The 20,095-nt window shown below is 65.4% G+C and carries 21 protein-coding genes; 10 read left to right on the top strand and 11 right to left on the bottom strand.

Features of this window, described 5'->3' with window-relative positions:
- Positions 1 to 60: 60 nt before the first annotated feature.
- The 3 genes from ppk2 to EPO41_RS26095 are packed head-to-tail and all read left to right on the top strand — an operon-like array spanning position 61 to position 1,740.
- On the top strand, positions 61 to 873 hold the full coding sequence (ppk2, locus tag EPO41_RS26105) for a polyphosphate kinase 2 (RefSeq protein WP_296331826.1): 813 nt from the start codon (positions 61 to 63) through the stop codon (positions 871 to 873).
- 34 nt (positions 874 to 907) lie between these two features.
- Positions 908 to 1,345: a hypothetical protein gene (locus EPO41_RS26100; RefSeq protein ID WP_296331825.1), complete on the top strand. Its 438-nt coding sequence runs from the start codon at positions 908 to 910 to the stop codon at positions 1,343 to 1,345.
- Between the two features lie 20 nt (positions 1,346 to 1,365).
- Positions 1,366 to 1,740, top strand: a complete 375-nt coding sequence (locus EPO41_RS26095) for a hypothetical protein (protein ID WP_296331824.1) — start codon at positions 1,366 to 1,368, stop codon at positions 1,738 to 1,740.
- A gap of 14 nt (positions 1,741 to 1,754) precedes the next feature.
- On the opposite strand, the gene EPO41_RS26090 is transcribed toward EPO41_RS26095, so the two are convergent.
- Positions 1,755 to 2,165, bottom strand: coding sequence for an avidin/streptavidin family protein (locus tag EPO41_RS26090; RefSeq protein ID WP_296331822.1), 411 nt, complete (start codon positions 2,163 to 2,165; stop codon positions 1,755 to 1,757).
- Between the two features lie 128 nt (positions 2,166 to 2,293).
- On the opposite strand from EPO41_RS26090, the gene oxlT reads away from it, so the two are divergent.
- Positions 2,294 to 3,529 (top strand): oxalate/formate MFS antiporter, encoded by a 1,236-nt coding sequence (gene oxlT, locus EPO41_RS26085; RefSeq protein ID WP_296331820.1) that lies wholly within the window; start codon positions 2,294 to 2,296, stop codon positions 3,527 to 3,529.
- A gap of 3 nt (positions 3,530 to 3,532) precedes the next feature.
- On the opposite strand, the gene EPO41_RS26080 is transcribed toward oxlT, so the two are convergent.
- The gene (locus tag EPO41_RS26080) at positions 3,533 to 4,510 is read right to left on the bottom strand and encodes a tripartite tricarboxylate transporter substrate binding protein (protein WP_296331818.1); all 978 of its coding nucleotides are present in this window, start codon (positions 4,508 to 4,510) and stop codon (positions 3,533 to 3,535) included.
- Positions 4,511 to 4,546: 36 nt separating this feature from the next.
- On the opposite strand from EPO41_RS26080, the gene EPO41_RS26075 reads away from it, so the two are divergent.
- Together EPO41_RS26075 and EPO41_RS26070 are read left to right on the top strand one after the other, a co-directional pair.
- Entirely contained in the window at positions 4,547 to 5,824 is a 1,278-nt protein-coding gene (locus EPO41_RS26075) for an FAD-dependent monooxygenase (protein WP_296331817.1), read from the top strand.
- The gene (locus tag EPO41_RS26070) at positions 5,814 to 6,185 is read left to right on the top strand and encodes a hypothetical protein (protein WP_296331815.1); all 372 of its coding nucleotides are present in this window, start codon (positions 5,814 to 5,816) and stop codon (positions 6,183 to 6,185) included. The genes EPO41_RS26075 and EPO41_RS26070 overlap by 11 nt, the downstream gene beginning before the upstream one ends.
- Positions 6,186 to 6,363: 178 nt before the next feature.
- On the opposite strand, the gene EPO41_RS26065 is transcribed toward EPO41_RS26070, so the two are convergent.
- A complete protein-coding gene (locus EPO41_RS26065; RefSeq protein ID WP_296331813.1) occupies positions 6,364 to 7,902 on the bottom strand; it encodes a DHA2 family efflux MFS transporter permease subunit in 1,539 nt (512 codons plus the stop codon).
- 45 nt (positions 7,903 to 7,947) lie between these two features.
- On the opposite strand from EPO41_RS26065, the gene EPO41_RS26060 reads away from it, so the two are divergent.
- Both EPO41_RS26060 and EPO41_RS26055 read left to right on the top strand, forming a co-directional pair.
- Entirely contained in the window at positions 7,948 to 8,397 is a 450-nt protein-coding gene (locus EPO41_RS26060) for a MarR family transcriptional regulator (protein ID WP_296331811.1), read from the top strand.
- Positions 8,394 to 9,491, top strand: coding sequence for an HlyD family secretion protein (locus EPO41_RS26055; protein ID WP_296331809.1), 1,098 nt, complete (start codon positions 8,394 to 8,396; stop codon positions 9,489 to 9,491). Before EPO41_RS26060 ends, EPO41_RS26055 begins: the two co-directional genes overlap by 4 nt.
- A gap of 92 nt (positions 9,492 to 9,583) precedes the next feature.
- Here EPO41_RS26055 and EPO41_RS26050 read toward each other — a convergent pair whose 3' ends face one another.
- The 3 genes from EPO41_RS26050 to EPO41_RS26040 form a co-directional block, all read right to left on the bottom strand.
- A complete protein-coding gene (locus tag EPO41_RS26050; protein WP_296331807.1) occupies positions 9,584 to 10,645 on the bottom strand; it encodes a hypothetical protein in 1,062 nt (353 codons plus the stop codon).
- Positions 10,646 to 10,664: 19 nt separating this feature from the next.
- A complete protein-coding gene (locus EPO41_RS26045) occupies positions 10,665 to 11,453 on the bottom strand; it encodes a cobalamin-binding protein (protein ID WP_296331806.1) in 789 nt (262 codons plus the stop codon).
- Positions 11,454 to 11,518: 65 nt separating this feature from the next.
- A complete protein-coding gene (locus tag EPO41_RS26040) occupies positions 11,519 to 12,733 on the bottom strand; it encodes an ABC transporter substrate-binding protein (protein ID WP_296331804.1) in 1,215 nt (404 codons plus the stop codon).
- A gap of 77 nt (positions 12,734 to 12,810) precedes the next feature.
- On the opposite strand from EPO41_RS26040, the gene EPO41_RS26035 reads away from it, so the two are divergent.
- A complete protein-coding gene (locus EPO41_RS26035; RefSeq protein ID WP_296331802.1) occupies positions 12,811 to 13,551 on the top strand; it encodes a dienelactone hydrolase family protein in 741 nt (246 codons plus the stop codon).
- 16 nt (positions 13,552 to 13,567) lie between these two features.
- Here the strand turns inward: EPO41_RS26035 and EPO41_RS26030 are convergent, their stop codons facing one another.
- Both EPO41_RS26030 and EPO41_RS26025 read right to left on the bottom strand, forming a co-directional pair.
- Positions 13,568 to 14,071 carry a VOC family protein gene (locus tag EPO41_RS26030; protein ID WP_296331801.1) on the bottom strand — a complete coding sequence of 168 codons (504 nt, stop codon included), beginning with the start codon at positions 14,069 to 14,071 and terminating at the stop codon, positions 13,568 to 13,570.
- A 41-nt stretch (positions 14,072 to 14,112) separates the two neighbouring features.
- Positions 14,113 to 15,699, bottom strand: a complete 1,587-nt coding sequence (locus EPO41_RS26025; protein ID WP_296331797.1) for an ABC transporter substrate-binding protein — start codon at positions 15,697 to 15,699, stop codon at positions 14,113 to 14,115.
- A gap of 62 nt (positions 15,700 to 15,761) precedes the next feature.
- On the opposite strand from EPO41_RS26025, the gene EPO41_RS26020 reads away from it, so the two are divergent.
- Positions 15,762 to 16,712 (top strand): tripartite tricarboxylate transporter substrate binding protein, encoded by a 951-nt coding sequence (locus EPO41_RS26020; protein ID WP_296331795.1) that lies wholly within the window; start codon positions 15,762 to 15,764, stop codon positions 16,710 to 16,712.
- Between the two features lie 3 nt (positions 16,713 to 16,715).
- Here the strand turns inward: EPO41_RS26020 and EPO41_RS26015 are convergent, their stop codons facing one another.
- The 3 genes from EPO41_RS26015 to EPO41_RS26005 all read right to left on the bottom strand — a co-directional run.
- Complete coding sequence (locus EPO41_RS26015; RefSeq protein ID WP_296331793.1) at positions 16,716 to 17,894, bottom strand: MFS transporter; 1,179 nt, start codon at positions 17,892 to 17,894, stop codon at positions 16,716 to 16,718.
- Between the two features lie 46 nt (positions 17,895 to 17,940).
- Positions 17,941 to 18,855, bottom strand: coding sequence for a CoA ester lyase (locus EPO41_RS26010; RefSeq protein ID WP_296331790.1), 915 nt, complete (start codon positions 18,853 to 18,855; stop codon positions 17,941 to 17,943).
- An 11-nt stretch (positions 18,856 to 18,866) separates the two neighbouring features.
- The coding region (locus EPO41_RS26005; protein ID WP_296331788.1) for a CoA transferase at positions 18,867 to 20,095 on the bottom strand (1,229 nt) is incomplete at its 5' end.

Genomic DNA, 20,095 nt, shown 5'->3' with positions numbered 1-20,095 from the left:
AAATCAAGGGCGTGGAGGTGGATCGAGGGTAGCGTGCCGCTGATGCCCACAGAGGTGCACATGCCAAAGAAGAACGGTCACGGCGCCGGTTCCGACAAGCTCAAGCGCAAGATCTACGAGAAGGAACTGCGCGAGCTGCAGGTCGAACTCTGCCGACTGCAGGACTGGATCAAGGTTTCCGGCGAGCGTGTCGTCATCGTGCTGGAAGGCCGCGATGCGGCAGGCAAGGGCGGCGCGATCAAGGCCCTGACCGAGCGTGTCAGCCCCCGCGTGTTTCGGGTCGTCGCACTGCCGGCGCCGTCCGACCGCGACAAGAGCCAGATGTACATCCAGCGGTACGTCGAGAGGTTTCCGGCCGGTGGTGAGATCGTGATCTTCGATCGCAGCTGGTACAATCGCGCTGGCGTCGAGTACGTGATGGGTTTCTGCACGCCCGAGCAGCATCAGCGCTTCCTCGACATCTGTCCGGTCTTCGAGAAATTCGTGACCGAAGGCGGCCTGCGGCTCATCAAGATCTGGCTCGAGGTCGGGCAGGAGGAGCAGGACCGCCGCTTCAGGGCGCGGATCGAAGATCCCGTGCGACAGTGGAAACTGAGCCCGATGGACATCGAGTCCTATTCGCGCTGGTACGATTACTCCCGGGCGCGCGATCTCATGTTCCGGCATACCGACACCGAGCACGCGCCCTGGCACATCGTCCATTCCGACGACAAGAAGCGCGCCCGCCTGAATGTGATCGCGCATATCCTGTCGCAGATCCCCTACAAGAAGGTCGATCGTGCCAAGGTGAAGCTGCCGTCGCGCTCCAGCAAGCGTGCCTACGATGACCGGTCGTCGATCGCGGACCGCCGCTACGTTGCGGAAAAATTCTAGGCGCAAGGCCTTCGTCCCATTCAAGGAGAGCAGAATGACCAAGCTGATGAGCGTCAGGGAACTGCACGTAAAGATGGCCGAGGCCGAAGGAGCCAAGGCTTCGGCCGCGCTGAAGGCGCGCGAGGCGGCGGAGGCCGAAAAGAAGGCGTTCATCGATCATCTTCTTGCACCGTCGGGACTGACCGACGAGCAGGTGAGCGAGAAGGCCTCGATCATCATCGAGCGCGCGATGGCAAACGGCCTGACATCCGTCCAGGTGCTCCGTTTTCCGAACCACATCTGCACCGACGGCGGCCGGGCGATCAATCAGGTCGAGGAAGGGTGGGAGAGGACCCTTACCGGCATTCCCAAGGAGATCTACGAGTACTGGAAGCGCCGGCTGCGGCCGCTCGGCTACCATATCCGATACCACATCGTCGACTATCCGGGTGGCATGCCCGGCGACGTGGCGATCACCCTGAGCTGGGGCTGATCGTCCGGGAGATGAATCACATGCAATCGCGCAGGATCTTCATGGCGGCGTTCCTGACGCTGCTGAGTCCGGCCAGTCGTGCCCAGTCCGCTGCAGCGACCTTCGTCGGAACGTGGAAAGGCGACGTTCCCGGAATTGGCGAGGCGACCCTCATCATCAGCGCAGTCGGAGGCGATGGCCGCGTCGAGGGCCGGATGGAATTTGCCCTCCAGGGCTTCGTATCCACGTTCGCCGACAAAGCCGATTCGGTGAAGCGCACGAGCCAGGGCACCGTAGCCGAGGGCACGCTCACCATCGAGGCGGCACTGGGGGGACGATACGTCCTGCGCCGTACCGGCGAAGGTCTGAGCGGCAGATATATCCGCGGCACAACTCTGGACGTCCCGGTGACGTAGCGAAAATCCTGACGCTATTGGCGTGTGTAGGAATCTGAGCCGGTTCGTATCGTCGGGGCACCGTACTCGTCGAAGGTCACGGCCCATTCGACGCCGATGCGGCCTGCATTGAAGTAGCCCGTCCAGGACGTGATCGAATTGCAATCGACAGACGCATTCTTCCAGAGAACTGTGTAGGAAATGCGTTGACCGTCCATCCAGCCGACGATGGGGAAGGCGACGCCGGCGCATTTGTAGCCGGGCGTGCTGCTGGAATAGGTCCCGGTAACGCTCCCATCCGCTCCAATCGACTGAATGACCAACGTCGAGCCGTGATCGTTGACCCAGGTTCCGGTTACGGGAGGCGACTGGGCGCTTGCCGGTTGCGCCACGGCGCAAAAGACTGCCAGTGAGAGGCCGAGGATCGACGCGAGAGGCTGGCTCATTTATGGTCCGTTGGATAGTTGCAGGGCTCCAATGCGCCCCAAGTCGTTCCGTCTTTCCAGTGAAAACTAGCCGCGCCAATGTCCAGTTCATGTCAATCCCGCGATAACCGATCCGTGCAGGGACGAACATGACGGGCATCCTTCACAATCGCTGGATTCAGCTCCTGGCCGGCATCGTCTGCATGGTGATGATCTCCAGCCTGCAGCATGGCTGGACGCTGTTCGTGCATCCGATCAACGCCAAGTACGAGTGGGGCCGCGCCGCCATTCAGATCGCCTTCACGATCTTCATCCTGAGTGAGACCTGGCTGGTGCCGTTCGAGGGCTGGTTCGTCGACAAGTTCGGTCCCTTGCCGGTCGCGCTCGCAGGGGGTGCGCTGGTCGCCATCGCCTGGAGCCTGAACTCGGTCGCCGATTCGCTGCCGCTGCTCTATCTCGGCGCAGCGCTGGGCGGCATCGGCGCGGGCTGCGTCTATGGCACCTGTCTCGGCAACGCACTCAAGTGGTTTCCCGACCGCCGCGGCCTGGCCGCCGGCCTGACGGTCGCTGGCTATGGAATCGGCTCGGCGCTTACCATCGTCCCGATCCATAGCACGATCGACCATCACGGCTATGAGGCGGCGTTCCTCTGGTTCGGCCTGGGCCAGGGCGTGCTTGTTTGCCTCGCGGCGCTGGCGCTGCGCAAGCCGGAGGCCGAGACCCTCGCGATCCCGGAGCGCTTGCCGCATGCATTGCACGACCACAGGCCGGGCGAGGTGCTGCGGTCGCCACTCTTCTGGCTGCTCTTCGTGATGTCGCTGCTGGTGACGGCGGCGGGGCTGACCTTCACGGCCAATCTCGCCGGCATCGCCCGCAACTTCGGGGTGGCCGACGTGCCGGTCAGCATGCTGGGCCTGACCCTGCCGGCCCTGACCTTCGCCCTGACCTTCGACCGGGTCACCAACGGCATCGCGCGGCCGCTGTGCGGTTGGCTCTCCGACTATATCGGCCGCGAGAACACGATGTTCTTCGCCTTCACCATGGGAGCCCTGAGCATCCTGGCCTTTGCGAGGTGGGGCGACGAACCGGTGATGTTCGTGCTGCTGGTCAGCCTGGTCTTCTTCGCCTGGGGTGAGGTCGCGAGCCTGTTTCCCGCGACCTGCACCGACTATTTCGGCTCGGGCTATGCCACGACCAACGCGGGCATGCTGCATACGGCGAAGGGCTTCGCCGCCATGCTGGTCCCGCTGTCGGATACGCTGGTACGGGCGACCGGGGACTGGCAGATCGTCTTCGCGCTGGCCGTCGGTGCGAACGCCGTCGCCGCTGTACTCGGCATTGCCGTGTTGCGACCGATGCGGGCGGCATGGCTGCGGCGCGAATAGCGACTACTCGGGCTTCAGCAGGCCGCTCTTCTGCAACTCCTCGATCGCCGCGTCTTCCTTTTGCAGGAAGCTGGTGAGCTGCTGCGGAGTGAGCGCTTCGGTCTCGGCGCCGAGGTCGTTCAGCTTCCCCTTCACGGCAGGATCGGCCAGGGCGTCCGCCACGGCCCCGTTCAGCTTGTTCACGATATCGGATGGCGTGCCGGCAGGCGCCATGAGGACGATCGGCGTGGTGCTGGCGAAGCCCTTGACGCCGGCTTCCTGCAGGGTCGGAACGTCGGGTAGCTGGCCGGCGCGGCGCGCGGTCGTCACGACGATGGCGCGCAGACGGCCGCCACGGATATGGCCGATCGAGGCTGGAACCTGGTCGATCACCGCATCGATCTGGCCGGCGAGAAGATCGTTCAGCGCCAAGCCGTTGCTCTTGTAGGGGATGATGTTGAAGCGCACGTCGAGCGCCTTCTGCATCTGCAGCAGGGCGAGGTGGTTGGTGCTGCCGTTGCCCGGATGCCCGATCGTGAGCTTGCCGGGATTGGCACGCAGCCAGGCGAGCATGGAAGGCCAGTCGTGGAACGGACCATTGGCGTTGACCACGATGTCCATCGGCGAGGTACTCAGCAGGGCGACTGGCGCAAAGCTTGCCAGAGTGTAGGGCGGCTTGCCGCCGGTCATGCGGGGACTCACGAGGAACGTGCCGGTCGACCCCAGAACCAGCGAATAGCCGTCGGGCGGCGACTTCGCGACGGCCTCGGCGCCGATCGCGCCGCCGGCCCCGCCGCGATTCTCGACGATCACCTGCTGGCCCAGCTGTTTGCCTAGCGCCTCGGAGAAGAGGCGTCCCGTGAGGTCGGCATTGCCGCCAGGCGCGAACGGGACCACGAGACGGATCGGCTTGTCCGGATAGCCGGCCTGAGCGAAGGCATGGCCGGCAGGCAAGGCTGCCAGCAGAGCTGCGATCGTGGTGCGTCGCGTGACCGACTTCATGTCGTGTAACCTCCCGTTACCGTTTAATGTTGCCGTATGATAACCGAGGGCAGGTTGGGCGCACGCGCCGTCATCGTCGGAGCGGGCATTGCCGGCCTCGCGGCTGCGGCGGCACTCGCATCGTTCTTCGAGGCGATCGAAGTCTTGGACAAGGATGCGCTTCCAGACACGCCGCGTCCGCGAAAGGGTGTTCCGCAGGATCTGCAGGTGCACACCCTGTTGAAGGGCGGCGAACTTGCCATCGAGAGCTTGCTGCCTGGTACGCGTGCGGCCTTGCGGGCGGCGGGTGCGACGGAGGTGCGTCAGACCGAAGACGTCTCGATCTGGGAGCGGGATGCCTGGCATGCGACGCGCGATCTCGGTCACAGCCAATTGATGATGAGCCGGCCAGCTTTCGAGCAGGTGCTGCGCCGGCAGGTGCTGCAGCTGGGCAATATCGTGATCCGCGATCGCACGGCGGTCGATGCACTGCCCGACAATGCCGACATGACCGTGATCGCAACGGGGCGAGGCGACACGCTCCTGGCTGGTATTGAGCTACCCGAGACGGTGCTCGGCATCGAGGTGAGCTACAGCTCTGCCCGTTTCGCCAAGCCGGCGCGATTTCGCGGTGAGGGCAGGTTCATCGCCTGCATTCCGCAGCCGCCGGACGACCACTACGGGCTCGTCTGCCCGGTCGAGAACGACGAGTGGCTGATCACGCTGTGCAGCCGCTTCGACGACAGGGTGCCGGACGATCTCGACGGATTCTGGGCCTATGCCGAGGCGCTGCCGGTGCCCGATATCGCCGATCGTCTGCGCAAGGCCGTTCCGCTGACGCCCATACGCCGCTATCGCATCGCCGAGGCACGCTGGCGGCATTTCGAGCGCGGCGCAGCACTGCCGTCGCGCGTGCTGCCGATCGGCGACTGCATCTCGAGCTTCAATCCGACCTTCGGGCAGGGCATGTCGGTCGCTGTCGGCCATGCCGTCGCGCTGCGCGACGCGCTGGCAAATTGCCAGCATGGGCTCGACGGCGTTGTGCCGGCCTACCTGCCACGGGCGGCAGAGGTCAGCCGGCAGGCCTGGTCCCTCGCGGCCCTGGTCGACCTCGAATATCCGCGCACGAAAGGCGAGCGGCCGCCGAACTTCGACAAGATTGTACAGGGTACCGAGGCGATGCGGCGGGCGGCGGCGTTGCATCCCGAGGTGCAGCTCCTGCGCTTTGAGATCGGCAATCTTATGAAGCCCGATTCCGCTGCGCGCAGCGGACCGGCGGCCCGTCTGGTCGCGCGCGAGATGGCTCGCGCGGGAGGACGATCCCGTGGGCGGTGAGGCGCCCCCCGATCTCGATGGGCTGCGGCGGGAGATGTGGACGCGGCAGAGGCAGGCGAGGGTGGCGGTGCGGATCTATAACCGCGGCTCGTGGATCCGCTTCACCCTGGTGTTCATTCCGGTACCCCTGGTCGTCGTGACCTTCCGGCTCTACCTGGAGGCCTGGCACTACTACATCCTGGGCGGCGCCTTCATCTTCTTTGCGGGCCTGCTCTATGTGCTCGACGACCGCGCGGCGACGCGGCGCGAAGCGGCACTCAAGGCCGCGAAGGCGGCACGGGCGACGTATCAGGAAGCGCGGTCAAGCAATGGAGCGCGCCACTCCAGTGGCGCTCAAGTTTTGTCAAACGGCAAGGTATGAGCGCAACTGGAGTTGCGCGCTCCGATGAGACTGCCGTCGATTCTAAACACGATGTACGCCGTGCAGCGGCATTTATCGACTTCGTGCAGCTCGACCGTGTTGCCGCACGGATTGTTGAGGAGGAACTGAAGCGAGTCAGGGCTGGTCATCCTCGTTTCCCTTCCCTTGTCCTCTGGCGCTATCTTCTTGCGCGTCGGCCAATCAGCAGGATCAGCGGGATCGCCATCGCCGAGGCGGTCGTATAGAGGCCGAAGGCGTTGATGTAGCCGATCATCGCCGCCTGCCGGTTGATTTCCTTCGATAGTTTCGCGAGGCCCGACACGGTCTCGTAGTCCCAGCCGCCGGTCACCCATGGATACGCCAGCGCCTTGTTGTAGGGGTTCACCAGCTCGACCATGCGGCTGTAGTTGGTGCTGGTCGCCCGCACGATTTCGGCCACGCAGATCGAGATGAAGAAGCTGGAGCCGATGTTGCGCAGCAGGTGATAGACTGCCGTGCCCTCGGCCAGGTTGGCGCCGCTCATGTTCGAGAAGGTGACGAGGGTGAGCGGCACCCAAATGACGCCGACGGCGATGCCCTGCAGCAGGCTGTTCAGCATCAACGTGTTCATGTCGACGTTGAGGTCGATCGCCATGAGCCAGACTCCGGACAGGGTCTGTACGGTGAAGCCGGCGATCAGGCCGATGCGCGGGTCCATGCGGCCCACGAAAATGGCGAGGAAGAATCCGATGGTCGCGCCGACACCGCGGGCGGCGATGACCTCGCCGATCAGCGCATCGGGGAAGCCGGCATGCTGCTGGAGCAGCGGCGGCAGCAGCACCATCGGCGTGAAGTTCAGCATGCCGTAGATCAGCACCAGCACGAGGCCGATCGAGTAGTTCCGGTCGAGCAGGAGCTTCAGGTTGAGGAACGGCCGCTCGGCGGTGAGGCTGTGGGCGAGGAAGATCCAGAATGAGACCACGGCGATGAAGGCCTCGATCTGGATCTCGGCCGATTCGAACCAGTCGAGCCTCTGGCCGCGCGACAGGACGAGCTGCACCCCGGCGATGGCGACCGAGAGCGACAGGAAGCCCGTCCAGTCGAGCCGGGCCTGGCCGGTCGGCCGGTCGTAGGGCAGGGTGAGGCGCAGCCCGATGAACGACAGCAGGCCGACAGGCACGATCATGTAGAAGGCCCAGCGCCAGCTGTAGAGTTCGGAGAGCATGCTGCCGACGGTGGGCCCGATCACCGGGCCGATGACGACGGCCATGCCGAAGATCGAGGTGACGAGCCCCTGTTGCCGCTTGGGAAACGTGTCGAGCAGGATGGTCTGCGACAGTGGGATCACCGGGGCGCCCAGCGCGCCCTGCAGGACGCGCCATAGGATCAGGCTCTCCAGCGAATCGGCCAGCCCGCACATCAGGGTGGTGAGCGTGAAGGCCAGCACCGACCAGATCATGGTTTCGCGGCGGCCGAAGCGCGCCGACAGCCAGCCCGTCATCGGCGTGGCGACGGCGGTGGCCAGGATGTTGAAGGTCATGGCCCAGGAGATCTCGTCCTGGGTGGCCGACATGGTGCCCTGCATCTGCGGCAGCAGGGTCGAGGCGATCAGGAGGGTGGTGGCGTAGAGAGTCGAGCCCAGGACCACCATGACGAGAATCAGGATCCGCTTGCCCAGCGAGGTTTCGGTCTCGGCGGCAGGCGGGGCAGCGTCGGCGGTGGTCGCGCTTGAACTCATGGACTAGGCTAATGTAGCCTAGGCAACAATCTCGAGCGAGCACCCTTGGGCCCCGACGACGACGAATATATCGGCTACGTGCTCTCGGACGTTGCGCGCCTGATCCGCACCGTGTTCGACCGTCGCGTGCGCGACATCGGCCTGACCCGCGCCCAGTGGCTCGTCCTGACACGCCTCTATCGCCGTCCGGGCGCCAGCCAGACCGAACTCGCCGACATGCTGGAAATCGACCGCGCCAGCGCCGGCCGGATGATCGACCGCATGCAGAAGAACGGCTGGGTGGAGCGGCGTGCCGACAGCGAGGACCGCCGTATCAACCGCCTGTACCTCACGGCCGACGCCCGCCGCGCCCACAAGGAGATGTGGGCGATTGCCGAGACCACGGTCGACGATGCGCTGGCGCCGCTCTCTACTGCCGAGCGCGAGCAGTTCACCCGACTGGCGGCGCGCGTGAAGGGGCGGCTCCAGACGATGGCGGGAGCCCACGGCACATGAGTCGCCGCCCTGTCCCCGTGCTGCGGCTGGTACTGTTGTTCGCGGTACCGATGCTGGCGGCCGGCGGGGCGGGCTGGTGGTGGCTGTCGGGCGGTCGCTACGTCTCGACCGACAATGCCTACGTGAAGGCCCATATCGTCCAGATCGCGCCCGAGGTTTCCGGCCAGGTCCGGCGGGTGCTTACCCGGGACCATGCGTCCGTGCAGGCCGGTGCCCAACTGTTCACCATCGAGTCGAGGCCCTTCCGGCTGGCCCTCGACAGCGCCGAGGCGGAGCTCGATTCTGCGCGCGCCCATGTCGAGAACCTGCGCGGCATCTGGCGGGAAGCGGTGGCCGAACTGGCCGATGCCGAGGCGCGCGCCGACTATTTCCAGCGGCAGGCCCAGCGCCAGGAGGAGCTCGCGGCAAAGGGCGTGGCGTCCGCCAGCAAGCGCGACGAATCGCAGAACGACGCCCGCGCCGCGGCCGATCGCGTGGCAACGGCGCGGGAGAAACTGCGGCGCGTGTTGGCGGCGCTGAACGGCGATCCGCAGCTTGCGGTCGAGGCGCATCCGCTGGTGCGGGAGAAGACCGCGGCGCGCGAGCGGGCGGCGCTCGATCTCTCGCGCACGACGGTGCGCGCCCCCGTCGACGGAGTCGTGGTCAACATGCGCCTGCAGCAAGGCGAGCAGGTCAAGGCGGCGACGCCGCTCTTCTCGCTGGTTGTGTTGAGCCGGCCCTGGGTCGAGGCGAACTACAAGGAAACCGAGCTGACCCACGTGAAAGTGGGGCAGAAGGCGACCGTGGTGCTCGACACGTATCCGGATGTCACTTGGGAAGCGTTGGTCGAAAGCGTGAGCCCGGCGACGGGTGCGGAGTTCGCCATCCTGCCGCCGCAGAATGCCAGCGGAAACTGGGTGAAGGTCGTGCAGCGCCTGCCGGTGAAGCTACGGCTGCTGCCCCACGCCGGCGAACCGCCGCTGCGCGCCGGGATGACCGCAACGGTGAAGATCGACACCGGCCGCCAACGCGACGTCGGGAGCCTGCTTGGTGGAACGAAGGAAGCGCCGCCGCCCGCAGCAGCGCCGCACGACGTCACCGCGCAGTCGAAGTAGGTTCACCGGAGCGCGCCACTCCAGTGGCGCTCAAGATTGGTCCTTCAGGGAGGCATGAGCGCCACTGGAGTGGCGCGCTCCCTTGACTAACTTCAGCCGCACGCCAGCGAGTAGATGTGCTGGACCTCACCCGGCAGCGGCATGGCCTGCCAGGTCCTGCCGGCGTCGCGGGTGCCGAAGACCTCGCCATCGTAGCGGGCGCCGATGTAGACCTGTCCGGCGTCGGTCGGATGCAGTCCAATCGACATGATGGTGCCGTGCACCTGGACCTTGTCGAAGCGCCTCCAACTCTCACCGCCATCCTCGCTGCGGTAGAGGCCGCCATCCTTGCTGGAGGCGGCCACCGAAAGAGCCGAGTAGAGGGTGTTGGACTCCACCGGCGAGACGCGGATGTCGCGGCCGTAGGTGGTGGGCGAGAAGCGGCCCACCTCCATGTCCTTCCACGTTCGGCCCTGGTCGCTGCTGTGGAACAGGCCCATGCGCACCGCGAGCCACAGGCCGTCGGGATCGGCCGGGTTGATGGTCACCGCATGGCCGTCGAGCATGCCCTCGGCCGTCGTGTCGCTCACGATTTGGCTCTTGAGGTGCTCCTGTTCGGCGAGCTTCAGCAGGCCCGCGCTGCAATCGGTCCAGGTCTGACCGAGATCGATGCTGCGCATCACGCCGTTGATCTCGAGTGCGGCGTAGAGCTCGTCGTGGCGCCTGGGGTGCTGGACCAACCGCATCACACGCGAAGCGAAGGGGCCCGTGCAGTGCGTGTCGATGGCTGGGGTGGGGAGGGCCTGCCAGGATGCGCCGCCATCGTCGCTGCGATAGACGCCGATCGGCGAGGCGCCGGCGAACACGCGATCCGGATCGCGCGAGTCGACGAGGAAGGACCAGATTTCCCGGGCGGCATCGGGGAAGGCGGTCCGGCGGAAGGTGGCGCCGCGGTCGGTGCTGCGCCACACGCCGTCATTGGTTCCGGCGAAGACGATCTCCGGGTTCTTCGGATGGACGAAGATGGTGAAGGCTTGAACCGTCCCCAGCACATGCTGCCAGTCGCCGCCCGTGGTCGGGCGACGGAAGACGCCGACGCGGCCCTTGTGGTCGGGCTTTCCGAAATAACCAGCCACCCCGACATAGATGTTCGACCGATCCCGTCCGGCATTCATGACTTTTCCTCCGACTTTCTTAAGCCTTGCTTGGCGTCGATATTACCGCTTCCAGGGCGGCAAGTCCGTCGGTGAGCGCTGCAGGTCCGGGTTGCAGGATCAGGGGTGACTTGATCTCGTGAAGCCGGCCGTTCCTGACGGCGGGCACGGACTCGAATCCCGGCCGGGCAACCACCTTCTCCGACTTGAACTTCTTGCCGCACCAGGAGCCGATGAGGATATCGGGCGCCCGGCGGATCACTTCGTCGGGGGTGACGATCCGGTCCCTTGCCGATTTGCACGTGGCCAATTCGGGGAAGATGTCAGCGCCGCCGGCGATCTCGATCAGTTCCGAGACCCAGGCGATTCCCGAGATCATCGGCTCGTCCCATTCCTCGAAATAGACCCGGGGTCGTGTGCTCCTCGTCGCGGCGCGCTGGCGTGTGTCCTCGAGGTTTGCGGTAAGGCGGCTCGCAAGAGCTTCGCTGCGATCCTGCGCGCCGACCAACGCCCCCAGCGTGCGGATCATGTCGAGGATTTCCGCGACGGTCCTCTGATTGAAAGCGTGGACCGCGACGCCCGCCCGGATGAGCGCCGCCACGATGTCGGCCTGCAGATCGGAGAAAGTGAGAACCAGGTCGGGTCGCAAGTCGAGGATCCTGGGGATGTCGGCGGAGATGAAAGCCGAGACGCGCGGCTTCTCCCTGCGTGCCTGCGGCGGCCGGACGGTGTAGCCGGAAACGCCGACGATCCGGTCCTGCTCGCCCAGCAGGTAAAGCGTCTCGGTGGTTTCCTCGGTCAGGCAGACGATGCGTTCGGGTGGGTACATGGTACGCGGCGTTAAGGGCAGGCATCCCGTGATGGCCGGCGGCCGCCCACCACGGGACTCCCGGTTCAGTTCTTCTTCACCAGTGGACACTCGCTGTTGGCCAGGGGGCGGAATGCCTCCTCGCCGGAGATCTTGGAAAGGAGCTTGTAGTAGTCCCACGGGCCCTTCGACTCCGAGGGCTTCTTGACCTCGAAGAGATACATGTCGTGCATCTTGCGGCCGTCCTGGCGGACGTAGCTCGGCCCGAAGATGGGATCGTCCCACTTGGCGGCCTTCATGGCGGCCATCACCTTGTCGGCATCGTCCGTTCCGGTCGACTTGACCGCGTTCAGGTAGGCGAGCGTCGCCGAGTAGAAGCCGGCCTGCACGCTGGTCGGCATCTTGCCGTTGAACCTGGCGGCGAACTTCTTGGCGAAGGCGCGCGTGCGGTCGTTGAGATCCCAGTAGAACGCCTCGGTCAGGTTGAGGCCCTGTGCGCGCTCGAGGCCCAGCGAATGGATGTCCGAGATGAAGACCAGAAGGCCCGCAAGCTTCTGGCCACCCTTGACGATGCCGAACTCGGAAGCCTGCTTGATCGAGTTGATCGTGTCGCCACCGGCATTTGCGAGACCGATGATCTGCGCCTTGGAGGCCTGCGCCTGCAGCAGGAACGACGAGAAGTCGTTGGTGTTGATCGGATGCTTGACGCCGCCGACCACGGTGCCTCCGGCGGCCTTCACGACGGCGGAAACGTCGCGCTCCAGCGCATAGCCGAAGGCATAGTCAGCGGTGAGGAAGAACCAGGTCTTGCCGCCGGCCTTCACGACCGCCGAGCCGGTTCCGTTGGCGAGGGCCGCGGTGTCGTAGACCCAGTGGATCAGGTAGGGATTGCAGAGCTTGCCGGTCAGGTCCGACGAGGCGGGGTCGGGGGCGATGAAGATCCTCTTCTTGTCGCCGGCCACACGGGCGGCGGCGATCGACGAGGAGGAGGCGCCGGCGCCCATCACCATGTCGACCTTCTCGTTGTCGTACCAGCGGCCGACCGTGGTGGCTGCGACATCCGCCTTGTTCTGGATGTCGCCGGACACGAGTTCGATCTTCTGGCCGAGCACGGAGCCGCCGAAATCCTCGATCGCCATCTGGACGGCGAGCACCGCGCCCGGACCGTTGATGTCGGCATAGAGGCTCGACAGGTCGGTGGCGACGCCGAGCTTCAGGGTATTGTCGGAAAGCTGGGCGGCCGCCGGCAGCGCCCAGGCCGCAAGGCAGAATGCGGCCGTGCTGAACAGGTTACGTCTCATCGTTTCTCTCCCTAGGCTTTGTTATTGAGCGAAGCCTATCAAGGTGCCGGCATTCTGCAAGGCGGAGGGGACTTCCCATGATCGAGAAAATTCTGGACATCCCGACCAGGGACGGGGCGATGGAAACCTTCATCTGCCATCCGGAGAGGGGTGGGCCCTACCCGCCGGTCCTCTTCCTGATGGACGCTCCCGGTATCCGCGAGGAGCTCTATGACATGGCGCGCCGGCTGGCGACGGTCGGCTACTATGTGATGCTGCCTAACCTCTATTACCGGGCCGGTACGGACACGAAGTACGGGCCCGACGTGCTGAAGCACGGCAGCGACGAGCACAAGCGCATGCGCGCGGTCCGGACCAGGATGACCATTCCACCAGTGATGGACGATGTGGCGGCTATGATCGCTTATGCCGACGGCCAGAAGGAATCGAAGCAGGGGCCGGTCGGCACCCATGGCTACTGCATGAGCGGTCCTTATTCGCTGGCGGCGGCCGCGCGCTTTCCGGATCGCATCGCGGCGGCGGCCTCCTTCTACGGAACCTGGCTGGTGAGCGACGCGGTCGAGAGCCCGCACCTCACACTCGGTAAGGCGAAGGGCGAACTCTACATTTCCTGCGCCGAGCACGACGAACTGGCGCCGACCGACATGGTCAAGGAACTGAAGGCCCTGTTCGACAAGTCCGGCGCGAAGGGTGAACTCGAGGTCCAGCCGACCGTGCACCACGGCTTCGCCTTCCCGCAGCGTTGGTGCTACGACAAGCCGGCCGCCGAGCGTCACTGGGAGCGTCTGATCGCTCTCTACCGCCGAAACCTCGGCTGACGGCAGGAGACGAGGATCACGGCGCTCCGCGTTCAGCGGACTTGCGCGCCTGCCAGTCGCCGAGCTTGGCGCGTGCTCCGTTCCTGGTCGGGTCGAGCGCCGATTCCTGGCCGGGGACCTTGGCTGCGAGTTCGATCACGTAGCCGTTGGGGTCGCGAAAGTAGATCGACCGGATGAAATGATGGTCGGAGACGCCGCGCACCTCGCGGCCTTCGGCCTTGCCCCGGGCGAACATCCGGTCGAGATGGTCGGGCTCGACCTCCAGCGCGATGTGGAGGTCGAAGTCGTGCTGGTCCTTGAAGTCGAACGGCATGTCGGGTGCCTCGAAGAAAGCCAGGCACGAGCCGTCGTCGAGCTGGAAGAAGGTGTGCAGGACGCCGGCGCCGGTCTTGCGGCCGGTCTTGGTCTGCTCGATCAGCAGCGTATGGACGAGCGGAAGGCCCAGGAAGTCCTCATAGAACTTCCTCGTCTCCTCCGAATCGCGGCAGCGATAGGCATTGTGGTGCAGACCCTTGATCATCGAAACCTCCGATCATTCGTCGGCCCGAGCCTAACGACGTCCTAGCGGTCGAGCCAGACGTCCTCGAAGCGCCAGTGATTGTAGATGGTGTTGACCGCGAGGTTCACGGCCTTGACCTCCGGGCGCCAGCAGGTGCCGCCCCAGCCATGCTGGATGACCGGGCGCGCGCCGTCCTCCTGCAGCTTCTTGTCGATCTCCCAGACGAGCTTCCGGCGGGCCTCCATGTCGGTCATCGTCGACTGCTGGTCGAACAGCTTCTCGACTTCCGGATTGCAGTAGTTCGTGTAGTTGCGCTCCGAGCCGCAGCGGAAGGTCTCGTAGAAGACGACGTCGGGATCGTCGACGCCGACGCCCTGGATGTTCATGCCGATGGAGAAGTCGCGGCGCATCATGCGGTTGTACCAGACGGCGGTCTCGAGCGGCTCCAGCTCGGCCTGGATGTTCACCTGCTTCAGGTGGTCGATCAGGATGACCGCGGGGTCACGATAGCTCGGGATGTTGCGGGTCGAGACCTTGATCTTCAGCGGCTTCTCGGCGGTGTAGCCGAGGTCTGCCATGATCTTCCGGCCTTCCTCGCGGGCCTTGGCGACGTCGGGGCCATAGCCCGCAACGGTCGAGAGGAACTCGGTCGGCATGCCCCAGAGGCCCTCCGGTGGCGGCAGCATGGCGCCGCCGATCCGGTAATTGCCCTGACCGAGGATCTCGTTGAAGGCGTTGCGGTCGATCGACAGGGCCATGGCCCGGCGCACCTTTGCATCGTCGAACGGAGGCTTCTCGCGATTGACCAGCAGGTTGGCCTGGGTGTTGGTCGGCTGCGCCTCGCAGATCGCCGTCGGCGCCTGGACCTTGAGATCGTTGACCATGGCCGGCGTGACGACGGACGTGAAGGTCATGTCGAGCTTGCCGGCGACGAAGGTCAGGAGCGAGGTCGCTCGGTTCGGGATGATCGAGAATTCGATCGCGTCGAGATAGGGGCGACCTGGCTTCCAGTAATCCGGATTGCGCACGAGCTTGATCGACTCGTTCTGCTTCATCTCGACGAACTTGAACGGGCCGGTGCCGATCGGCTTCTGGCGCATCTGCGCCGTCGGGACGTGGCAGGGATAGACCGGCGAGAAGGCCGCGGCGAGCATGGTGAGCAGGGAGGGCTGCGGCCGCTTGAGATGAAAGGTCGCCTCGCGGTCGCCGTTGACCGTGACCTTTTCGAGATTGAAGTACCAGGTCTTGCGCGGATTCTTGCGCAGCTTCGATTCGTCGGAGATCACCATGTCCCAGGTGCATTTCACGTCGGCGCTACTGAAGGGTTTGCCGTCGTGCCACTTCACGCCGTCGCGCAGCTTGAAGGTGAGCTGCTTGCCGTCGTCGCTCCATTTCCATTCGGTAGCGAGGTCGGGAATGATGTTGTCCGGCGTGTTCTGCTTCGTCTTCGGATCGAACATCACCAGGTTGTTGTAGACCGACATGAACGGCATGACGGTCGAGATCGTCGCCTCCTCGTGGATCGACGCGCTCGGCGGATTGTCCATGTGAGCGATCTTGAGCGTGCCGCCGGATTTCTGCGCCCAGGCGGCGGGAGCGGCGGCCAGAGCCGCAACGGCCGCGGCGAGCACCAGTGCTGGAAACCTCATTCGTCCGTTTCCTCCTTTTCTTTGTGATGACGCTAGCACTTCGCTGTGCCTAGAGTTGGTCCATGAAACTCCTCAGTTTGCTGGTCGGAATGCTTCTCGCGATGCCGGCCGTCGCCCAGGACTATCCGTCGAAGCCCATCAAGATCATCACGGCCTTCGGTCCGGGCACCGCGACCGACATTGCCGCGCGTGCGATCGGCCAGGACATCGCCGTCCAGACCGGACAGACCGTCGTCATCGACAACAAGCCCGGCGCGGAAGGCCAGATCGCGGCGCAGGCGGCGGCGAGCGCGGCACCCGACGGCTACACGCTGTTCTTCACCACGCAGACGACGCAGGCGATCAATCCGCACGTCTACAAGTCGCTGGCCTACGATCCCGTGAAGAGCTTCGCGCCAGTCGCCGGAATCACGCTGGGCGCCCAGGTCGTCATGGTGCGCAATGACCTTCCGGCAAAGACCATCCAGGAATTTGTTGCGCTTGCGAAGGCGCAGCCCGGCAAGCTGAGCTTCGGCAGTGGCAACGGGTCGAGCCGCGGCGGCGCCGAGTTGTTCCGCATCATGACCGGGATCGATCTGCTGGGCGTGCCCTACAAGACCCAGCCGCAGGCGATTACCGATCTGCTGGGCGGCCGCATCGACATCATCTTCTCGGACTTCACCGTTGGCCTGCCGCCCGTCCTCGACGGACGCGCGCGCGGGCTCGCGGTCACCAGCAAGCAGCGCATCCCCGGCCTCGAGCAGTTCCCGACGGTGGACGAGAGCGGCGTTCCGGGATTCGAGATGTGGGCCTGGACGGCGATGTACGCGCCCGCCGGCACCCCGAAACCCATCATCGACAAGCTCAACGCGCTGGTGCGGCAGGCCGCCAAGTCGCCGGCCTATCTCAACCTGCTCAAGGCCAACTACGGCATCTCGTTCGTGGGATCGCCCGAGGAACTGGCGGCTTTCCAGGCCACGGAGACGAAGAAGTGGGCCGAGATCGTGTCGGTTGCCGGCATGAAGGAACCCTGAGGCTCAGGTCGCGCGCAGGCGTGCGGAGGTGACGATCTGCCAGATCGCGGCCGCAAGGACGCAGGCCGCGACGATGAGGAAGGCGCTGCGATAGTCGGCGACGGCGGCGATCAGGCCGAAGAGCGGCGGGCCGATGACAGCGCCGGAGAAGGCGAGGGCGGTCTGGACGGCGGCGACGGCGGCGACCTGTCCGGCCGGGGCGAGAGCCGCGAATTCGGCGATCGAGACGCCGTTCCAGCTGATGACGACCGTACCGTAGGCAAAGACGATCAGGCCGATCAGCCAGTAGGGCGTGTCGGCCGAGATCAGGCTCGTGGCGACGGCGCCCAGGGCAATTCCCACCCCCGTCCAGCCCAGCAGCATCATGCGCGGAAAGCGGTCCCCCAGTGCACCCAGGATCAGGCGCTGCACCGTGCCGCCGATCTGGGCCAGGAAGAGCAGGAAGCCCGCTTCGGCGATGCTGAGGCGGCAGTGCTCGTAGAGATAGGTCACGAGGAAGAACGTGAAGGTGTGCTGCGCCACGACGTAGAGCAGCGCCGACCAGCCGAGGACGCGCATCTCCGGGTGGCGCATCACGTGGACGATCGACGACCAGATGCCTTCGGACGGGGCGGAGGGGGCGACCGAGGCATCGAGACGGGAGCGCAGCAGTTCGAGCGCCCCGGCACCGGCCAGCAACAGGGCGGCCGCCGCCAGGGAGGCGCCCCGCCATCCAAGCGCAGGCAGGAGCATCGGCAGAAGGACGCCGGCGGCAGCAAAGCCCAACGGGACACCGGTCTGCTTGACCGAGAAGACCAGGCTGAACCAGGCGCGCGGCACACGCTGGCTCAGGATGTGCGCCGAAGCGGGATTGATCGGGCCCTGGGCGAAGCCGATGAAAGCCACCGCGACGACGGTCGCTGCGACGAAGGCCGCGGCATTCAGGGCGAGGCCTATTGCGGCGGCCAGCATGGCGAACTGGCAGATTCGGACGGCGCCCAGCCGCGAGATCGGCGCCGCGCTCCACAGGGCAACGCCCGAGGCGATGGCATAGGTTACGGCCGTGAAGGCGCCGACGAGCTTCGGCGAGATCCCGAGGTCCCGTGCGACCGCGGGCATCAGCACGCTGAGCGACAGCACCGCCAGCGAGATGAGCATCTGCGTGCCCAGCATCGCCCCGATCGGGACGAGCGCTTGCCGCAACCCCGGGCGCGGGTCCTCCGAATTCGGCACCGCGCCCGTCCGGATCCTAGAGGCCGTAGAGATCGGCCTTGTTCAGAATGGTGTTGCGCAGGATTCGGATCGAGGCGACGTCGACCATGATGCCGTCGACGTTGATCGCACCCAGGCCGGCGGCCTCGGCCTCGGCGTAGGCCTTCTCGAGCTTGCGGGCGCGGGCGATGTCCTCGGCCTTGGGCGAATAGACGTCGAGCGCGATGTCGATCTGCGACGGGTGGATCGCCCACTTGCCGACGCAGCCCAGGATCATCGAGCGCCTGCACTCCTCGCGATAGGCGTCGGGATTCTTGAAGTCGGCGAAAGGACCGTCGACCGGATCGATGCCGGCGGCGCGGCAGGCCATGATCAGGCGAAACCGGGCGTAGTGCCAGATGTCGCCGGGATAGCCGTCGGTCTCGCCGACATTCTTGTTGGTGACGCCCATCGAGGCGGAGAAGTCGCCCATGCCGAACACCAGGCATTCGAGGCGCGGCGTGCAGGCGGCGATCGCGTCGACGTTCTGCATGCCCTCGACTTCCTCGATCAGCGCCTCGAGGCCGATCCGGCGCTTCATCTTCAGCTTCTTCTCGATCTGATGGAGCAGCTTGTCGGCGAACAGCACATCGGCGGCCGTCTGCACCTTGGTCATCATGATCGTGTCGAGATGCTCGCCCGCGCCCTCGACGATCTCGATGATGTCCTCGTAGGCATACTCGGTGGTCAGGTCGTTGATGCGCACGCAGCGCGTCTTGCCCTTCCAGTTGAGCGTCTTCAGGCCCTCGATGATCTTCTTGCGGGCGTCGCGCTTCTGGCTGGGGGCGACGGCGTCCTCGAGGTCGAGGAAGACGTGATCGGCCTTCGACTCCGACGCCTTCTGGATCATCTTCTCGCTGGACCCCGGGGTCGAGAGCTGGACGCGGCGGGCGCGCTTGGGACGGTCGGTCATCAATCTTCTCCTCAGGCTACGATCTTGTCGGCGCGCAGCCGGGCGATGTCGCCCGCGCCGAGGCCGATGGTCTTCAGATACTCGTCGGTATGTTCGCCCAGCAACGGCGCGCGATGGCGCACCTTTCCGGGGGTCTCGGTCATCTTCACCGCGACGCCCGCGATCTGCACTTCGTGGTCGAGGCCGGGATGAGGCACCCAGGGCAGCATGTCCCGCGCCTTGAAATGGGGATCAGCCACGATGTCGCGCACGTTGTAGACGGGCGAGAAGGGCACCTTGCCGCCGAAATGCTTCAGCAGCTCCTGCTTGGTGCGCTGGCGAGTGAAGTCGGAGACCGTGGCGATGAGGACGTCCTGGTTGGCCCGGCGGTCCTGCACGGTGATGAACCGCGGATCGGTGGCGAAGTCCGCCTTGTCGATCAGCCGGCACAGGATCGGAAAGTGCGCGTCGGCATGGGCGGCGATCGTCACGAAGCCGTCCTTGGCCGGGAACATGCCGAACGGGCAGAGCAGGGGATGGTGGTTGCCCTCGGGATGCGGCAGCGTCTGCGCATAGGAATGCTGGTGCATGATGCGCTCGCAGACGGCGAGGATCGCGTCGACCATGCCGACGTCGACGAACTGGCCCTTGCCGGTCTTGTAGGCCCGCAGGATCGCCGAGACGATGCCGAAGGCGCAGGTGATCGCCGGCACGATGTCGCCGACGCCGGGGCCGACCTTCATCGGCGTATCCTTGTCCGGGCCGGTGATGGCCATGATGCCGCCCATGGCCTGGCTGATGACATCGTAGGCCGGGAAGTCCGAATAGGGGCTCTTGCCGGTACGCACGTCGCCGAAGCCGCGGATGGTGGCGTAGACCAGCTTGGGATTGCGGGCGTGCAGGGTCTCGTAGCTGAGGCCGAGGCGATCCATGACACCGCCGCGATAGTTCTCGACCACCGCATCGGCCTTGTCGCAGAGCTTCAGGACGAGATCGCGGCCGGCCTCCGTCTTGAGGTCGATGGCGATCGACTTCTTGTTACGGTTCACCGAGGCGAAATAGCCGCCGAAGGCCTTGAGCCTGTCGTCGGCGTGATACGGCCCGATGATGCGCGTGTGGTCGCCATCGAGCGGCTCGACCTTGATGACCTCCGCGCCCTGGTCGGCCAGCAGCATCGTGCAGTAGGGCCCGGCCAGCATCTGCGTGAGGTCGACAATACGGACACCGTCGAGGGCTCCGAGGACCTCGCTCATAGGAGCGC

This window comes from Reyranella sp., assembly GCF_004297265.1.
Classification (GTDB): Bacteria; Pseudomonadota; Alphaproteobacteria; order Reyranellales; family Reyranellaceae; genus Reyranella.
This window is presented reverse-complemented; position numbering and strand designations above follow the sequence as displayed.

What these genes read in the sequence shown, in the direction of transcription:
- EPO41_RS26010 (WP_296331790.1), bottom strand. Translation starts at nt 18,855, where the DNA reads ATGACCGACCGTCCCAAGCGCGCCCGCCGCGTCCAGCTCTCGACCCCG.
- EPO41_RS26080 (WP_296331818.1), bottom strand. Translation starts at nt 4,510, where the DNA reads ATGAAGTCGGTCACGCGACGCACCACGATCGCAGCTCTGCTGGCAGCC.
- EPO41_RS26025 (WP_296331797.1), bottom strand. Translation starts at nt 15,699, where the DNA reads ATGAGGTTTCCAGCACTGGTGCTCGCCGCGGCCGTTGCGGCTCTGGCC.
- EPO41_RS26095 (WP_296331824.1), top strand. Translation starts at nt 1,366, where the DNA reads ATGCAATCGCGCAGGATCTTCATGGCGGCGTTCCTGACGCTGCTGAGT.
- EPO41_RS26100 (WP_296331825.1), top strand. Translation starts at nt 908, where the DNA reads ATGACCAAGCTGATGAGCGTCAGGGAACTGCACGTAAAGATGGCCGAG.
- EPO41_RS26090 (WP_296331822.1), bottom strand. Translation starts at nt 2,165, where the DNA reads ATGAGCCAGCCTCTCGCGTCGATCCTCGGCCTCTCACTGGCAGTCTTT.
- EPO41_RS26050 (WP_296331807.1), bottom strand. Translation starts at nt 10,645, where the DNA reads ATGAATGCCGGACGGGATCGGTCGAACATCTATGTCGGGGTGGCTGGT.
- EPO41_RS26045 (WP_296331806.1), bottom strand. Translation starts at nt 11,453, where the DNA reads ATGTACCCACCCGAACGCATCGTCTGCCTGACCGAGGAAACCACCGAG.
- EPO41_RS26040 (WP_296331804.1), bottom strand. Translation starts at nt 12,733, where the DNA reads ATGAGACGTAACCTGTTCAGCACGGCCGCATTCTGCCTTGCGGCCTGG.
- EPO41_RS26035 (WP_296331802.1), top strand. Translation starts at nt 12,811, where the DNA reads ATGATCGAGAAAATTCTGGACATCCCGACCAGGGACGGGGCGATGGAA.
- EPO41_RS26020 (WP_296331795.1), top strand. Translation starts at nt 15,762, where the DNA reads ATGAAACTCCTCAGTTTGCTGGTCGGAATGCTTCTCGCGATGCCGGCC.
- ppk2 (WP_296331826.1), top strand. Translation starts at nt 61, where the DNA reads ATGCCAAAGAAGAACGGTCACGGCGCCGGTTCCGACAAGCTCAAGCGC.
- EPO41_RS26075 (WP_296331817.1), top strand. Translation starts at nt 4,547, where the DNA reads ATGATAACCGAGGGCAGGTTGGGCGCACGCGCCGTCATCGTCGGAGCG.
- oxlT (WP_296331820.1), top strand. Translation starts at nt 2,294, where the DNA reads ATGACGGGCATCCTTCACAATCGCTGGATTCAGCTCCTGGCCGGCATC.
- EPO41_RS26055 (WP_296331809.1), top strand. Translation starts at nt 8,394, where the DNA reads ATGAGTCGCCGCCCTGTCCCCGTGCTGCGGCTGGTACTGTTGTTCGCG.
- EPO41_RS26065 (WP_296331813.1), bottom strand. Translation starts at nt 7,902, where the DNA reads ATGAGTTCAAGCGCGACCACCGCCGACGCTGCCCCGCCTGCCGCCGAG.
- EPO41_RS26030 (WP_296331801.1), bottom strand. Translation starts at nt 14,071, where the DNA reads ATGATCAAGGGTCTGCACCACAATGCCTATCGCTGCCGCGATTCGGAG.